Genomic DNA, 15081 nt, shown 5'->3' with positions numbered 1-15081 from the left:
CAGCCATCATGCCGACTACTGAGCGAATTCGCTACACGACACCGTGTATTCCCCGCAATCCCTCCGCGATCCAGCCGAGACTTTGAGAAGCCACCGATCATTTCGAGCCTGGAAATGTGGTTGGTGGGTTCTCAAAGTGCGGCCGGAGTGGGTTGGGTAGCCTGCGGGAGTGGCTGATGGGCGTAGGGGGTCTTGGGAGGGGCGGCTGGTTCGGCTGGGGTTCGAGGACCCGCGGCGGGCGGCCGGCATGCTCGAGGACCTGGACGCGCTGGACTCGCACAGTCCGCTGGCGACCGAGCAGCTGATCACGACGCTGTCGGAATCGGCTGACCCCGATCTCGCGCTGCAGAGTCTCTGTGCGATGGCCGAGGCGCTGCACCGCAACCGGCACGACCTCGCCGCGTTCGCCCGCACCCTCGAGATGGACGACGGTTTCCGCCGCCGGCTCGTGTACGTCCTCGGCGCGAGCGAGGCGCTCGGGCGGCATCTCGGCGTACATCCGCGTCACTGGTACGACCTGGCCGACCCCGCGCTCGCGGGTGCGCGGCCGTCGGTGGAGGACGTCGCGGCCAAGCTCGCGACCGCCGTCGACGCGGAGAACCCGATCGACGCGTTGCGGGTCGAGTACCGCCGCCTGCTGCTCCGGCTCGCGGCCCGGGATCTCGCCGAGGGGCTGCTCGTCGACGAGGTCGCCGCCGTACTCGCGGATCTCGCCGCGGGCGCGCTCGAGACGGCCCTGCACATCGCCCGCAACGACTACTTCGCCGCTCATCCCGGCGCCGCCGACTGCCGGCTCGCGATCATTGCCATGGGCAAGTGCGGTGGCCGGGAACTCAACTACGTCAGCGATGTCGACGTACTGTTCGTCGCCGAGCCGCTCGAGGGCGAACCAGAGCTGCCCGCCATCAAGACCGCGACCCAGCTCGCCGCGGCCGCGATGCGGATCTGCTCGGCGCACACCGGTGAGGGCACGCTATGGCCGGTCGACGCCGCGCTCCGGCCGGAAGGCAAGTCGGGTCCGCTCGTCCGCACGCTCGACAGCCATTTCGCGTACTACCAGCGCTGGGCGAAGACCTGGGAGTTCCAGGCCCTCCTCAAGGCTCGCCCGGTCGCAGGCGACGCCGAGCTCGGTCGTGCGTACTCCGAGAAGGTCGGTCAGCTCACATGGTCCGCCGCCGACCGGGAAGGGTTCGTCTCCGACGTCCAGGCGATGCGCCGGCGCGTCATCGACCACATCCCGGCGGCGGACGTGGACCGCCAGCTGAAACTCGGTCCCGGTGGATTGCGCGATGTGGAGTTCGCCGTACAGCTCCTGCAGCTCGTGCACGGTCGCAGCGACGAGTCGGTCCGCAGCGGTACGACGCTGGTCGCGCTGGAAGCCCTGACGAGCAGCGGGTACGTCGGCCGTACGGACGGCGCCGTACTCGCGGACGCGTACCGCTTCCTGCGGTCGATGGAGCACCGCATCCAGCTGTTCCGCCTGCGCCGTACACATCAGGTCCCGGACAACGAGGCCGATCTGCGACGGCTCGGCCGCTCGCTCGGCTTCACGAAGAACCCGGTCGCCGATCTCACCGCGGCCTGGAAGAAGCACGCGCTCGAGGTACGGCGACTGCACGAGAAACTGTTCTACCGCCCGCTGCTCGCGGCGGTCGCGCGGATTCCGGGCGAGGAAGTACGCCTGACACCCGAGGCGGCCAAGCAGCGGCTGACCGCCCTCGGGTACGCCGATCCGGGGTCGGCGCTGCGCCACATCGAAGCCCTGTCCGAAGGGGTCTCGCGGCGTTCGTCGATCCAGAAGGCGTTGCTGCCCGCGATGCTCGGCTGGTTCGCCGAGTCACCCGATCCGGACGCCGGTCTGCTCGCATTCCGCACGATCTCCGACGCCCTCGGCTCGACGCCCTGGTACCTGCGCCAGCTGCGCGACGAGGGCGCGTCGGCCGAGCGGCTGGCGCACCTGCTCGCCAGCGGCCGGTACGCCGTCGACCTGTTGCAGCGCGCCCCGGAAGCGACGGCGATGTTCGCCGACGAGCGAGAGCTGACGCCGCGCAGCCAGGAGTCCCTGCTCACCGAGATGTCCGCCGCCGCCCGGCGGCAGGATTCGCCGGAGGCCGCGGTCGCGGCGATCCGCGCCGTACGGCGCCGTGAACTGTTCCGGACCGCCGCGGCAGACCTGTCCGGCCTGCTGGACGTCGAGACGGTCGGCGACGGGCTGACCGACATCTCCGTCGGAACGCTGACGGCCGCGCTGGAAGTCGCGCGGAAGGCGGTCGCCAAGGGGGAGCCGGAGCCGACCCGGATGTCGATCGTCGCGATGGGCCGGTTCGGCGGTCACGAGCTCGGGTACGGCAGTGACGCGGACGTGATGTTCGTGCACGACCCGCTTCCGGGCGCGGACGAGAAGAAGGCGACGGACTTCGCGACCCAGGCGGCGACCGAGCTGCGCCGGATGCTGTCGTTGCCCGGAGCCGATCCGGCCGTCGCGATCGACGCGGACCTGCGCCCCGAGGGCCGGCAAGGACCGTTGGTACGGACGCTGGCGTCGTACGCCTCCTACTACGCGCGCTGGTCGGCCGTGTGGGAAGCGCAGGCGCTGCTCCGCGCCGACCCGTTGTGCGGCGACGCCGACCTGTGCCAGTCGTTCCGCGAACTGATCGACCCGCTGCGCTACCCGGTGAACGGTGTGAGCGAACGCGACGTGATGGAGATCCGCCGGATCAAGGCGCGCGTCGACGCCGAGCGGCTGCCGCGCGGCGCCGACCGGAGCACCCACACCAAGCTGGGTCGCGGCGGTCTCGCCGACATCGAGTGGACCGTTCAGCTCCTGCAACTGCGCGAGGCGCACCGCGTTCCCAGTCTCCGTACGACGCGCACGCTGACCGCGCTCCGGGCAGGGGTGGAGGCCGGCCTCGTCGACCCCTCCGAGGCCGAGACGCTGCAAGCGGCCTGGGTGCTGGCCACCCGGATCCGGAACGCGATCATGCTCGTCCGCGCCCGCCCCGGCGACTCGCTCCCACGCGATCCGCGCGACCTGGCGGCCGTGGCGCAGATCTGCGGTTACCCACCCGGCGAGTCCGGCCGCTTCTCCGACGACTACCTGCGCACCACCCGCCGAGCCCACAACACCGTCGCCCGCCTCTTCTGGGACGACTGATATTGACAGGCAACCTTTTGGTTGCCTATTGTCGGAGGTGTGGAGTTGGTGTTCAAGGCGTTGGCCGACGAGGGCCGGCGGCGGTTGCTGGACGCCCTGCGGGAGCGCAACGGGCAGAGTCTGCAGGAGCTGTGCGAGCTGCTGCCGGACCTGACCCGGCAGGGCGTGACCAAACACCTGCGGATCCTCGAGGACGCGAACCTCGTGGTCACGGTCAAACGCGGACGCCACAAGCTCCACTACCTGAACCCGGTGCCGATCAACGAGATCGCCGAACGGTGGCTGAGCAACTACGAACGCGACAAGTTGCGTGCGCTCAGTGCACTGAAGGCGGCTCTGGAGGAGGACAGATGAGCAAGCCGGCAATGATCCACGTGACCTACATCGAGACCACCCCGGAGAAGCTGTGGGAGGCGCTCACCTCGGGCGCGTTCACCCAGCTGTACTGGTTCGGCCGCCGCATCGAGTCCGACTGGACGGTCGGCTCGCCCGTGCGCTTCTTCGACAGTGCGGACGACAGCCTGACCGACAGCGGCGAGGTCCTGCTGTACGACGAGCCGAAGACGTTGGCCTACACGTTCAAGAACGAGTTCCTCGAGGACCGCGCCGATGATGCGCCGGGCCGGGTGACCTTCACGATCGAGCCGGCCGGGAAGAACGTGGTGAAGCTGCAGGTCGTGCACGACCAGATCGCCGAGGACAGCGTCGAGGGCTGGCGGAACGGCTGGGCCCCGATCCTCGCCAACCTGAAGACCTACCTGGAGACCAACCGAACCCTGGAGATCACCTTCTCCTAGAATTCACCTGGTGGGAGCGACAGATCAGGTCCGGCAAGTCGGTGTCTTCAGCACCGTCCGCCGCAGCGTGCGGATGACGGTCGGGCAGAAGCGCGTCTGGGAGACACGGTGGCCCGAGCTCGGCCGGACCCAAGAAGATCTGCCGCCCGGCGAGCTGGACCTGGGCGATTGGTTCGGCCGTACGGCGCCGACTGTGCTGGAGATCGGCTCCGGGATGGGGGAGGCGACCGCACAGCTCGCCGTCGCCGCGCCCGAGGTCAACCATGTGGCCGCGGAGGTCTACCCGGCCGGCCTCGGTCAGCTGATGCTGTGGGTGGAGAAGTACGATCTCGGCAACGTCCGCCTGCTGCAGGGCGACGCCCTGGACTTCCTGCGTGATCACGTCGCTCCCGGCGCGCTGGCCGGCGTACGGATCTACTTCCCGGACCCGTGGCCGAAGAAGCGGCACCACAAACGCCGGCTCGTCACGTCGCCGTTCGTCGCGCTGATCGCCGACCGCCTGCAGCCGGGCGGAACGTTGCACCTGGCAACGGATTGGGCCGACTACGCCGACCGCATGCTCGAGGTCTGCGCGGCCGAACCCGCACTGCGCAACGAGTACGGCGGCTGGGCCCCGCGGCCCGAATGGCGCCCGGTCACGAAGTTCGAGTCCCGCGCTCGGGCCGAGGGCCGCGAGGTCCGCGACCTCATCTACACCAAGCTCTGAGCCGACCGGCTCGTGAACGACCACAGCCCGGCGCCGACGGTGTAGACGGTGTAGCCCTCGGTATACGTCGCTGACCCGGCGAAGGCCTGCGGTACGGCGTCGACATCCGCGGCCCGCGCTGACGGCACGTGCACCTCGGCCGTCGTACCGACCGGAACCTGTACGTCGAGCGACAGGACGCGTCCCGTCTTCTTCCACGAGACCGCCACCCGGCCGCGGATCGTCTCGGTGCGAATGCTCGCCGAGTCCACCTCGTCACGGGCATCCGGCCGTACGACGATTCGCTCCGCGCCCGCGTCGACGACGCGCAGCCCGGCGACGTTCTCGAAGATCCACTGCACGACAGTGCCCTGGAAGTAGTGGTTGCGCGACCGCGAGTCGTCCTCCCACTTCTCCCACATGGTGTCCGCGCCGAGGTCGAACCAGTAGCCCCAGCTTGGATAGCTCCGCTGCAGAGCGACCTTCGTTGCCACGTCGCCGTACCCGTGGGCGGTCAGCACCGGCAGCAGTACGCCGACGCCCAGGCAGCCCGTGTTGAGATGGAACCCACGCGCCTCGACGTCGGCGGCCAACCCGGCCGCGACCCGCTCGACGAACTCGTCCGGCACGATCCCGAACGCCAGCGGCACGGCGTTCGAGGTCTGCCGATAGTCCGGGTCGTCAGCCGACCGGTACCGGCCTTCAGTGCGATCCAGGAACGTCCGGTTCAGCCCGTCGGCGAGTTCGGCTGCCGCCTTCCGGTACTCGTTGGTCTGCCCAATCAGCTCGCCGATCTCCGCAGCGACCACGAGCGCCCGGTAGAGGTACGCCGTACCAGTCAGCCGCCGGTCCTCCGGCGCCGGACCGCTCCCGAATCCGGGCGGCAGCCAGTCGCCGAGCACACTCACCGACAACCCGTCCTCGACCCGGTCGAGCTCCCACGCGAGGTAGCGCGTCAGCGAGTCCCAGTGCTCGCGGAGCAGCCGCTCGTCGCCGTACCAGCGGTACATCTCGCGCAACAGGAACGGATAGACGGTCGGCCATTCGGTCGCGGGGGAGAGGTCCGTGAAGCCCCAGCCGCTGGTCGGCACGATCACCGGGAGCTGCCCGGAGTCCGCCTGGCTGTCCCGGATGTCGCCGAGCCACTTGGTGAAGAACCGCGCCAGGTCGAGCGTCGCGAGCATCGTCGGCGCGCCGACCTGCGCGTCGCCGGTCCACCCGTTCTTCTCGAAGTACGGCGTGTCCGTCGGGATCCCGTGCAGGTTGCTCAGGATCGTCCGCCGCATCGCCCGTTCGAACTGCTCGTACGGCGCTTGCGTCGACGCGAACCGGGTCACCGACGGAACGTCCGAGTTCACCACCCGCAGTTGCAGGTCGGCGGCCGCGCCCTCGACCTGCACGTACCGGAAGCCCTTGTAGGAGAACCGTGGCTCCCAGGTCTCCAGTCCGGTGCCGGCCGCGATGTACTCGTCGCGCTGGATCCGGTCGCCGTCGACGTGCACGTTCCACGCCGCCACGTTGCCATCGGCAACCGTCTCGCCGTGCGTGAGGCTGATCGTCGTCCCGGCCGGCGCACTGGTCGACAGCCTGGTCCAGCCCGCCACGGTCCGTCCGAAGTCCACGATCCACACCCCTGGCCGGACCTCGGTGACCTCGACCGGATCGACGGTTTCGACCACCCGGATCGGCTCGTGGGCCTGCGCGGTCAGCTTCCCCTTGGGCGCCTCGACGACCGATGCGGGGGACCAGGAGCAGTCGTCGAACCCGGCGACGTCCCAGCCGGGCAGCGCGCGGCGGGCGTCGTACGTCTCACCGGTGTAGAGCGAGTCCGACAGCGTCGGACCGCCCGTGATGCGCCACGTCTCGTCCGTGACCACCTCGTCGACCCGGCCGTCGTCGTACTCGACGACCAACCGGGCGATCAGCCGCGGATCCCCAGTCCACGGGGCGTCGTGCCAGCGCCAGACGTTCACCGAGGTCAGTCCGAAGAAGCCACGCCCGAGTTCGGCGCCGACCACGTTGTCGCCGGCCTGCAGGAGCTCGGTCACATCGTGAGTGACGTAGAGAACCGTGCGGTCGTAGGCGGTGAAGCCAGGATCAAGTACGGCGTCACTCACCGCATGCCCGTTGAGTCGCAGGTCGGCGTACCCGAGACCGCTCGCGTAGAGCCGGGCGCGCCGCACGATGCCGTCCACGGCGAACGCGCGCCGGAGAAGCGGTGCACTGTCGGTCACACCACCGATCCACTGTGCGGCTCCGAATCCCTCGTCGAGCAGCCCGGTCTCGAACGATTCCGGCGCGGACCAGTCACCGGCCTGATCGGAGCCGTCCCACAGCCTGACGGTCCAGTGGTACCGCGTCCGCGCCGCCGTCGGGCCGTCGTACTCGATCCCGAAGGTCCGTGCCGACTCGACCTTGCCCGAGTCCCACACGTCGGCGCGCTCCGGCGTCAGCAGCTCCGGCGCGGAGGCGACCAGGATCTCGTACGCCGTCTGCGTCGCGCCGTACCCGGGTGCGACGGCGACCCAGCTGAAGCGTGGCCGAGGGACGTCGACGCCGAGCGGCTGGACGGCGTACTCGGTCTTGAGAGATCGGGGGATCAGCACGCTCAGGACCGTAGGCAGTCGCCCGTCCGGCTTTCAACCGTCTGACCAGATCCGGTCGATGATCACCTTTGATCGGTCGTCTCGGTTAGTGATTGACCGGTCCAAATGCTGAAACCTGAGCATCTTGCTCGACTTTGTCCGCTTTCATAGTCCTATGCAGCTCATCGCGAACGCGCCCGGAGACGCCCTCACCCGGCGCCGGCACGTCGATCTGCTGCGCGTGAACTCCTCGGGTTGTTGAACGACGGCGTACTTCTTCCCGCCCGTCTCCTTCCCGATCCGTAGGAGTACCCCCATGCGTCGCCTCGTCCTGATCGCGCTGCTCGGCTCGATCGCCCAGCTCGTCGACGGCACCCTCGGCATGGCGTACGGCGTCACCGCCAGTACCGCCCTGCTCATCACCGGCATCACCCCGGCGGTCGCCTCCGCCTCGGTGCACCTGGCCGAGGTCGGCACCACGCTTGCGTCCGGCCTGTCGCACTGGCGGTTCGGCAACGTCGACTGGCGCGTCGTCGCGCTGATCGGTGCACCCGGCGCCGTCGGGGCGTTCGCCGGTGCGACGTTCCTGTCCAGCCTCTCGACCGAGTCGGCGTCGCTGTGGGTCGCCGGCCTGCTGCTCCTGCTCGGCGTGTACATCCTGGTCCGGTTCGGCACCGGGAAGGTCCGGGCGGTGATCGAGGGCCGTCCGGCCGGGAAGTTCCTCGGCCCGCTCGGTCTGGTGGCCGGTTTCATCGACGCCACCGGCGGTGGCGGCTGGGGCCCGGTCGCGAACTCCGCGCTGCTGTCCAGCGGCAAGCTGACGCCGCGCCGGACCGTGGGTTCGGTGAATGCCGCCGAGTTCCTGGTCTCGATCGCCGCCAGCATCGGATTCCTGTTCGGGCTGGGTGGGAAGCATCTGCCGTTCGACCTCGTCGCCGCGCTGCTGATCGGCGGCGTGATCGCGGCGCCGCTCGCCGCCTGGCTGGTGTCCCGGCTGGCCACCCGCTGGCTCGGCGTCGGGGTCGGCCTGGTGCTGATCCTGACCAACGCCCGCACCGTGCTGAACGGCCTCGACGTCACCACCGGCCCGCGGTACGCGGTCTACGCGGCCCTCGTCCTCGGCTGGGCCGCGATCGTCACGTACGGCGTCCGCGCCGCGGCCCGCCGTACCGTCCGCGAGGCCGAACGGCTGCTCGACGAAACCGAGCTCGAGCCCGCTTCCTGAGCTTCACCTTCCCCAAGACAAAGGTCTTCCTGTGAGCATCTCCGCCACCCGTCCGTTCCGCCTGCTCGCTGCCGCCCTGTCCCTCACCGTCGCTGTCACCGCCGCGGGCTGCTCGCGCGCCGACAGCAACGAGACGGCCGCCGCGTCGAGTGACAAAGGTCCCGCCACCGAGCTGCGGCTCGGCTACTTCCCGAACGTCACCCACGCGGCCGCGCTGGTCGGTCTCGGCAAGGGCCTGTTCACCAAGGAGCTCGGCAGCACGAAGCTGGTGCCGACCAAGTTCAACGCCGGCCCCGAGGCCGTCGGCGCGCTGCTCGGCGGCTCGCTGGACGCGTCCTTCATCGGCTCCGGTCCGGCGATCAACGCCTACGCGAAGTCGAACGGAGAGGCGGTCCGGCTGATCGCCGGCGCCACGTCCGGCGGCGCGCAGCTCGTGGTCAAGCCGACGATCACCAAGGCAGCCGACCTGGTCGGCAAGACCGTCGTCACGCCGCAGCTCGGCAACACGCAGGACGTGTCGCTGAAGAAGTGGCTCGCCGAGAACCAGCTGACCGGCAAGGTCAAGGTGACCAACCTGGAGAACGCCCAGACGCTGGACGCGTTCAAGAAGGGCGACGTGGACGCGGCCTGGCTGCCCGAGCCCTGGTCGTCCCGGCTGGTCCTGGACGCGGGCGCGAAGGTACTGCTCGACGAGGCGTCGTTGTGGCCCGACGGGCAGTTCCCGACGACTGTGCTGATCGTCCGGACGCAGTTCCTGAAGGAGCACCCGGCGACGGTGACGGCACTGCTGAAGGGGCTGAACGCGGCCATCGACTTCAGCACGTCGGACGCCGCGCAGGCGAAGACCGTGGTGAACGACCAGCTCAAGGCAGCGACCGGCAAGGCGCTGAAGCCGGCGGTCATCGACCGGGCGTGGCAGCACATCAAGATCACAGCGGACCCGGTCGCCGCCACCTTCCCGCAGCTGGCCAAGGACCAGGTCACGGCGGGGATCGCCAAGCAGGCGCCGAACGTGGCCGGCTTCGCGGACCTGGGCCCGCTGAACGAGGTCCTCACCCAGGCAGGCAAGCCGGCAGTAGACGCCGCCGGCCTGGACGCCAAGTAGCAGTAAGGAGAGCCCGATGACCGCCACAGTCGACGCGCCGCCCGATCAGCTCACTCCGGTGCGGTTTCATCAAGTAGGGAAGGTGTTCGGCAGCGGCCGGCGGTCGGTGGTCGCGTTGGACGGCGTGGACCTCGAGGTCGGTGCCGGCGAGTTCGTCTGCCTGCTCGGCGCCTCCGGGTGCGGCAAGACCACGCTGCTCAACCTGGTCGCCGGTCTGGACCGGCCGACGAGCGGGCGGATCGAGCTGAACTCGTCCCGGCCGGCGGTCGTCTTCCAGGAGGCCGCGCTGATGCCGTGGCTGACGGCGGCCGGGAACGTCGAGCTTCCACTGCGGATGGCCGGCGTACCGAAGGCGCAGCGGCGGGCCAGGGCTGCGGAGCTGCTGGAGCTGGTGCGGCTCGCCGGGCTCGGCGACAAGCGGCCGCACGAGTTGTCCGGTGGCATGCGGCAACGGGTCGCGCTCGCCCGCGCATTGGCCTCGACGACCGACAGCGCTGATGCAGGGAAGCCGTCGTTGCTGCTGATGGACGAGCCGTTCTCCGCGCTCGACGCGATCACTCGCGACGTTCTGCAGGGTGAGTTGCTGCGGATCTGGCGTGCGACCGGTACGGCGATCCTGTTCGTCACGCACGACGTCCGCGAAGCGGTGCGGCTCGGGCAACGCGTCGTACTGCTGTCGTCGCGTCCCGGGCGCGTCGTACAGGAGTGGGATGTGGAGGACGCGCCCAACGTCAACAGCACGGCCGACGAGATCAACACCGCGCTGCGCAAGGTGATCAGCAGTCATGCCGCTTGACGTCCAGGAAGGATCCGTCGAGGCCGGCCTGGACGCCCTCGACACACCCGTCAACGCGCCCGAGGGTTCGCGGGTACGGCGGATCGCCGCGCGCGTTCTGCCGCCGGTCGGGGCGATCGTCGTCCTGGTGGCGATCTGGCAGGCGTTGTGGGCCGCGGCGTTCTGGCCCGAGTTCAAACTGCCCGCGCCCGCGGCGGTCTGGGGTCAGATCTGGCAGCTGGTGACGAGCGGCGACATCGTCGAGCTGTTCTGGGTGTCCGTGCACCGCGCCGTCATCGGGTTCGCGATCTCGCTGCTGATCGCCGTACCGCTGGGACTCGCGATCGCGAACCTCCGGGTCGTACGGCGGGGGATCGGGCCGCTCGTGTCGGGGCTGCAGAGCCTGCCCTCGGTGGCGTGGGTGCCGGCGGCGATCCTGTGGTTCGGGCTGAACGACCGCGCGATCTACTGGGTGGTGCTGCTCGGCGCGGTGCCGTCGATCGCGAACGGGCTGGTGTCCGGCCTCGACCAGGTGCCGCCGATCCTGCCGCGGGTCGGCAAGGCGCTCGGAGCGGGCCGCTTCGGCGGGATCCGGTACATCCTGCTGCCGGCCGCGCTGCCCGGGTTCCTCGGCGGGCTCAAGCAGGGCTGGGCGTTCTCGTGGCGGTCTCTGATGGCGGCCGAGCTGATCGCGACCTCACCGGAGCTCGGCGAGGGTCTCGGGCAGTTCCTGCACAACGGCATGTCGTTGTCGGACATCTCGATGGTGTTCGCCGGCATCGTGCTGATCTTCGCGGTCGGTGTCGGCATCGAGCTGCTGGTGTTCCGGCCGCTCGAGAACTCGGTGCTCCGCGCCCGTGGACTCACCACCTCCGCCCGCTGAAACGGTTCGCGCCGTACTGTTGGAGCGTGGTCCGATTTCTGCCGTTCCTGATCAGCCTGGCGCTCACTGTCTACGCGCTGTTCTCCTGCATCCAGACACCCGACGAAGACGTGCCGCAGCTGCCGAAGCTGCTGTGGATCGTCCTGATCGTCTTCGTCCCGTTCGCGGGGCCGATCGTCTGGTTGCTGATGTCGCGGGCGCACGCCAACCGCCAGGAGAGCGTCGTACGGCGGGAACCGTCGAAGCCGCCTGCGCGGCCGATGGCGCCTGACGACGATCCGGACTTCCTCAAGTCACTGGACCGCTACCGGGACCCGCGCACGACCGTGAAACCGCCTGAGCCCGAAGGTCCGGCCGACGAGCCGAAGCCGCCGAAGGAACCGAAGGACACGAAGGGGACCGGGGACACGCCGTCCGAGACCGACGACGGTAAGGCCTGAGTTTTCACACAGGCCTTACGACGCGCTTCGCCGGCTGCGAGCAGCTAGGTCCTAGGCGGACTTCCGGTGTTCGGGCAGGAGGGTGTTGTCGCGCTCGGACTCCGTGGTGCCGCCCCAGACGCCGTACGGCTCGCCGACGGCGAGGGCGTGCTGGCGGCACTCGGGCTGGACCGGGCAGGTGCCGCAGAGCGACTTGGCCACCATCTCGCGGGCGCGTTTGCGAACGCCACGCTCCGATTCGGGTGAGAAGAAGAGTTCCGGGTTGACGTCCCGGCATGCGGCTTGCGACTGCCAGTCCCACAGATCCATGAGCGGGCGGGGCAGACGAGGCATCCCTCTCGACATGGCAACCTCCTATGACTCACCGTGAGCGCGGACGGGCGCTCGGTGAAAACTATGCTCATCTCAGAGCGAGTTCAACCCTTGTTGTCTCGAAGTTCGAGCCATTCGTTATCGCCGCGTGCCGTAGCGGCCCGTGATCGGCGCTTTTCAGGCGGCGGGCGTGTTCACGTCACCACCTGATGTGACATGAGTCACTTCAACGGTGCAAGTTCGTCTGCACGTGCAGATGCCTCAGGCACCGATCTCGGGCTCGAATCGGTAGTACTCGTGGGCTCCGTGGGGTGTGTGCCGTTCGCCGGTCAGTGCCCGGATCACCGTCGCGTGCGTGATCGCCAGCACCGGTCCGTCGGTGCTGGCGGTGTGCCGGGCGAGGGCGGCGCGGGCGCGTTCGCGGACCCGGGAGAGTGGCTCCCAGGGTCGCTGGATGCCGTCCGGCCATTCCCCGTCGTACGCCTCGAACTCGGCCTGTGCCGCGCGGACGTCGGCGGCGCTGCGCCACAGGCCGGTGTGGTCCGGCAACCAGTCGCGGAGGTCGTAGTCGACCTTGACGCCGAGCGCGAGCCGGTGACCGATGATCGCGGCGCTGTGCAGGGCCCGGGTGAACGGGGAGCTGACCAGGTACGTCGCGCGGATGCCGCCGAGCAGATCGGCGAGCTCCTCGGCCTGTTTCATCCCGAGCGCGGTGAGTGGGGCGGAGTCGGCGGCCATTCCCGGCCAGCCGCGGGAATCGATCGGCTCGTAGTCCGGCTCACCGTGCCGGACGAGGTAGATCTGCGTCACGGGCATGGGCGTTGCCTGAAGTGGATCTGCGTCACGGGCATGTTCTACCTGAGATGTCTGGCCCCGGCCCATCCACGGGGGTGGCCGGGCGGCGGCGAGTCGGTCAGGGACGCCGGCGGCCGCACCTGGTGCAGCTCGTCGAACAGGTTGTCGAGGCCGGCCCGGGGCGCCATCGGCGAGGTCTGCGCCTCGATCCAGCGGATCTCGGTCGCGCCCTGGTGGCCGTGCACGGCCAGGATCGCGTCGACGTTCGGCCAGACGGCGGTCGCGGGGTTGTCACCGCGCCAGCGCAGGGCCACCGAGCCGTCGGTGAACTCACACCCTTCCGCCACCACGCCGGTCCCGGACACGCCACTGGGATCTCGGTACCGAACCAACTCGAAGGTTCGCGGCCTCACCACCTGCTGCACTCCCCGATGTCTCGATCCGGTCTTGCAGCGATCAACGAGGCCACCGGTCAGGTGGTTACTGGCGAGCAACCGTCCGCCGCATGAAAACGCGCTTCGAGGGGTCGAGTCCGAACGCCGTCTCGACGGCCAGGATCTCCGTCAGCCCGGGTGTGAGTTCCGCGGCCGGCAGCTCCGTGAACCCGAGCCGCGCGTAGTACGGCGCATTCCACGGCACGCTCCGGAACGTGCTCAGCGTGAGCACCGAAAACCCTTGCTCGGCGGCCCACAAAGCGACGTACTCGATCAGCTGCCGGCCGATCCCGTGTCCCTGCTGATCCGGGTGCACGCTCACCTGCTCGATGTGTACGCCGCCGTCGACGAGCTTCACGAACACGAAGCCCGTCGGCTTGTCCGCGTCGTCGACCGACACCCACAGCTGCCCGGCCTCCCAGGACTGCTCGAAGATCTCCAAGGCGGGCGGCGGATGCTCCGCGACGTCTGTCATGCCGATATTGCGAAAGAGCACGCCGGCAGCAACCTCGAGCTCCTGGAGTGCAAGGAGCTCGTCTCGATGAGCGGTACGGATGTTCATGGGTGCTATTGTCGTTCTCGTGAAGCGTAGCTATTGGCGATTTTTTGAGTGGCCGGCCCTGGTGCCGGGCGACTCAGCCGATTGCTGACGCCCACCCGCAGACACCAGAGCCGGCACGAAGGCAAGGACAACCGTCCTTGCCTTTTCTCGTTCCCAGCCGGCTGACTGCGTCGCACGCATGCGGACCGGCGGAAAGGTCCCCAGAATGAACACCCTCCCGAAACCGAGCGAACAGCAGTCTCGAGTCGTCGACCGACGTATCGAGAAGACCGTCCCGCTGCTCACCCCGCTAGCCCTGCACGACGAGTTCCCGCTCAGCGACGACGTCGCCCGGACCGTCGCCGACGGACGGCAGGCAGCGACCGACGTACTGAACGGCGTCGACGACCGCCTGCTGGTCGTCGTCGGCCCGTGCTCGGTCCACGACGCCGACGCTGCGCTCGAGTACGCCGAACGCCTCCGCCCGGTCGCCGAGCGGCTGTCCGACGGTCTCCTCGTCGTGATGCGGGTGTACTTCGAGAAGCCGCGCTCGACCCTCGGCTGGAAGGGGCTGATCAACGACCCGGGCCTGGACGGCTCCGGTGACGTGAATCGCGGCTTGCGGATCGCCCGGCGACTGCTCGTGCAGGTCAGCGAGCTCGGGCTCCCGGTCGGCTGCGAGTTCCTCGACCCGATCACCCCGCAGTACATCGCGGACACCGTCGGCTGGGGTGCGATCGGTGCCCGGACCGTGGAGAGCCAGGTCCACCGGCAGTTGTCGTCCGGTCTGTCGATGCCGATCGGGATGAAGAACCGTCCGGACGGATCGATCGCCACCGCGGTCGACGCGATCAAGGCAGCCGCCGTACCGCATGTCTTCACCGGTATCGACCACGACGGTGCGCCAGCGATCCTGCACACCCGCGGAAACCCGGACTGCCACCTGGTACTTCGTGGCTCGGACAGCGGCCCGAACTACGACGCGGAGTCCGTCGCGGGCGCGCAGGAGCTGCTGCGCAAGGCGGGTCTGGCCGAGCGGGTCGTCATCGACGCCAGCCACGGCAACAGCCGCAAGGACCACCGCCGGCAGCCGGTGGTGGCCGAGGAGATCGGTGCGCAGGTCGCGGCCGGCAACCAGGCGATCGTGGGCGTGATGCTGGAGTCGTTCCTGCAGGAGGGTCGCCAGGACCTCGACCCGACCCGGGAGCTGGTCTACGGCCAGTCGATCACCGACGCCTGCATGAGCTGGGACACAACGGAGCAGACCCTCCAGAAGCTGCGCGACGCAGCAATCGCCCGACGCGGATAGCTGTTCACCTCGAGGTCTCGCTTCGGCTACGGACCGCCCCT

The 15081-nt window shown here is 69.2% G+C and carries 16 protein-coding genes; 11 read left to right on the top strand and 5 right to left on the bottom strand.

What is annotated here, in order from left to right; all coding sequences use genetic code 11:
- Window positions 1-169 precede the first annotated feature (169 nt).
- The 4 genes from EV137_RS08265 to trmB are packed head-to-tail and all read left to right on the top strand — an operon-like array spanning window position 170 to window position 4657.
- Entirely contained in the window at window positions 170-3154 is a 2985-nt protein-coding gene (locus EV137_RS08265) for a bifunctional [glutamine synthetase] adenylyltransferase/[glutamine synthetase]-adenylyl-L-tyrosine phosphorylase (protein ID WP_133999497.1), read from the top strand.
- Window positions 3155-3193: 39 nt separating this feature from the next.
- A complete protein-coding gene (locus tag EV137_RS41340; RefSeq protein ID WP_133781651.1) occupies window positions 3194-3508 on the top strand; it encodes an ArsR/SmtB family transcription factor in 315 nt (104 codons plus the stop codon).
- Complete coding sequence (locus EV137_RS41335) at window positions 3505-3951, top strand: SRPBCC family protein (RefSeq protein WP_134127575.1); 447 nt, start codon at window positions 3505-3507, stop codon at window positions 3949-3951. Before EV137_RS41340 ends, EV137_RS41335 begins: the two co-directional genes overlap by 4 nt.
- Window positions 3952-3961: 10 nt before the next feature.
- Entirely contained in the window at window positions 3962-4657 is a 696-nt protein-coding gene (gene trmB, locus EV137_RS08250; RefSeq protein ID WP_202870839.1) for a tRNA (guanosine(46)-N7)-methyltransferase TrmB, read from the top strand.
- On the opposite strand, the gene EV137_RS08245 is transcribed toward trmB, so the two are convergent.
- Window positions 4642-7242, bottom strand: coding sequence for a family 78 glycoside hydrolase catalytic domain (locus EV137_RS08245; RefSeq protein WP_238175167.1), 2601 nt, complete (start codon window positions 7240-7242; stop codon window positions 4642-4644). The genes trmB and EV137_RS08245 overlap by 16 nt on opposite strands.
- Before the next feature lie 154 nt (window positions 7243-7396).
- On the opposite strand from EV137_RS08245, the gene EV137_RS41960 reads away from it, so the two are divergent.
- From EV137_RS41960 to EV137_RS08220, 6 genes are read left to right on the top strand one after another with little or no spacing between them, the layout of a single operon-like run.
- Window positions 7397-7483, top strand: a complete 87-nt coding sequence (locus EV137_RS41960) for a putative leader peptide (RefSeq protein WP_370342797.1) — start codon at window positions 7397-7399, stop codon at window positions 7481-7483.
- 54 nt (window positions 7484-7537) lie between these two features.
- Window positions 7538-8446, top strand: coding sequence for a sulfite exporter TauE/SafE family protein (locus EV137_RS08240; RefSeq protein WP_134127569.1), 909 nt, complete (start codon window positions 7538-7540; stop codon window positions 8444-8446).
- Window positions 8447-8477: 31 nt separating this feature from the next.
- Entirely contained in the window at window positions 8478-9551 is a 1074-nt protein-coding gene (locus EV137_RS08235) for an ABC transporter substrate-binding protein (protein ID WP_134127567.1), read from the top strand.
- A 16-nt stretch (window positions 9552-9567) separates the two neighbouring features.
- The gene (locus EV137_RS08230; RefSeq protein ID WP_133999478.1) at window positions 9568-10347 is read left to right on the top strand and encodes an ABC transporter ATP-binding protein; all 780 of its coding nucleotides are present in this window, start codon (window positions 9568-9570) and stop codon (window positions 10345-10347) included.
- Entirely contained in the window at window positions 10337-11209 is an 873-nt protein-coding gene (locus EV137_RS08225; protein WP_134127565.1) for an ABC transporter permease, read from the top strand. Before EV137_RS08230 ends, EV137_RS08225 begins: the two co-directional genes overlap by 11 nt.
- A gap of 26 nt (window positions 11210-11235) precedes the next feature.
- On the top strand, window positions 11236-11649 hold the full coding sequence (locus EV137_RS08220) for a PLD nuclease N-terminal domain-containing protein (protein WP_133999472.1): 414 nt from the start codon (window positions 11236-11238) through the stop codon (window positions 11647-11649).
- Between the two features lie 51 nt (window positions 11650-11700).
- Here the strand turns inward: EV137_RS08220 and EV137_RS08215 are convergent, their stop codons facing one another.
- The 4 genes from EV137_RS08215 to EV137_RS08200 all read right to left on the bottom strand — a co-directional run bounded on the left by EV137_RS08215 (window position 11701) and on the right by EV137_RS08200 (window position 13752).
- Window positions 11701-11994 carry a WhiB family transcriptional regulator gene (locus EV137_RS08215; RefSeq protein WP_130380423.1) on the bottom strand — a complete coding sequence of 98 codons (294 nt, stop codon included), beginning with the start codon at window positions 11992-11994 and terminating at the stop codon, window positions 11701-11703.
- A 228-nt stretch (window positions 11995-12222) separates the two neighbouring features.
- Complete coding sequence (locus tag EV137_RS08210; protein ID WP_238175166.1) at window positions 12223-12777, bottom strand: histidine phosphatase family protein; 555 nt, start codon at window positions 12775-12777, stop codon at window positions 12223-12225.
- A gap of 38 nt (window positions 12778-12815) precedes the next feature.
- Window positions 12816-13172, bottom strand: coding sequence for a hypothetical protein (locus EV137_RS08205; protein ID WP_311136371.1), 357 nt, complete (start codon window positions 13170-13172; stop codon window positions 12816-12818).
- Between the two features lie 64 nt (window positions 13173-13236).
- Window positions 13237-13752, bottom strand: a complete 516-nt coding sequence (locus EV137_RS08200; RefSeq protein WP_134127563.1) for a GNAT family N-acetyltransferase — start codon at window positions 13750-13752, stop codon at window positions 13237-13239.
- A 205-nt stretch (window positions 13753-13957) separates the two neighbouring features.
- Between EV137_RS08200 and EV137_RS08195 the strand changes: the two genes are divergently transcribed.
- Window positions 13958-15040 (top strand): 3-deoxy-7-phosphoheptulonate synthase, encoded by a 1083-nt coding sequence (locus EV137_RS08195; protein ID WP_134127561.1) that lies wholly within the window; start codon window positions 13958-13960, stop codon window positions 15038-15040.
- Window positions 15041-15081: the final 41 nt, after the last annotated feature.

Source organism: Kribbella pratensis (genome assembly GCF_004366075.1).
Taxonomy (GTDB): Bacteria; Actinomycetota; Actinomycetes; order Propionibacteriales; family Kribbellaceae; genus Kribbella; species Kribbella pratensis.
Note: the sequence above shows the minus strand (reverse complement) of the source record. Positions and strands in the feature narration are given on the sequence as shown.

Excerpts from the sequence above, each read along its gene's own strand:
- EV137_RS41335 (WP_134127575.1), top strand. The coding sequence starts at position 3,505 with ATGAGCAAGCCGGCAATGATCCACGTGACCTACATCGAGACCACCCCG.
- EV137_RS41960 (WP_370342797.1), top strand. The coding sequence starts at position 7,397 with ATGCAGCTCATCGCGAACGCGCCCGGAGACGCCCTCACCCGGCGCCGG.
- EV137_RS08240 (WP_134127569.1), top strand. The coding sequence starts at position 7,538 with ATGCGTCGCCTCGTCCTGATCGCGCTGCTCGGCTCGATCGCCCAGCTC.
- EV137_RS08230 (WP_133999478.1), top strand. The coding sequence starts at position 9,568 with ATGACCGCCACAGTCGACGCGCCGCCCGATCAGCTCACTCCGGTGCGG.
- EV137_RS08225 (WP_134127565.1), top strand. The coding sequence starts at position 10,337 with ATGCCGCTTGACGTCCAGGAAGGATCCGTCGAGGCCGGCCTGGACGCC.
- EV137_RS08215 (WP_130380423.1), bottom strand. The coding sequence starts at position 11,994 with ATGTCGAGAGGGATGCCTCGTCTGCCCCGCCCGCTCATGGATCTGTGG.
- EV137_RS08210 (WP_238175166.1), bottom strand. The coding sequence starts at position 12,777 with ATGCCCGTGACGCAGATCTACCTCGTCCGGCACGGTGAGCCGGACTAC.
- EV137_RS08200 (WP_134127563.1), bottom strand. The coding sequence starts at position 13,752 with ATGAACATCCGTACCGCTCATCGAGACGAGCTCCTTGCACTCCAGGAG.
- EV137_RS08195 (WP_134127561.1), top strand. The coding sequence starts at position 13,958 with ATGAACACCCTCCCGAAACCGAGCGAACAGCAGTCTCGAGTCGTCGAC.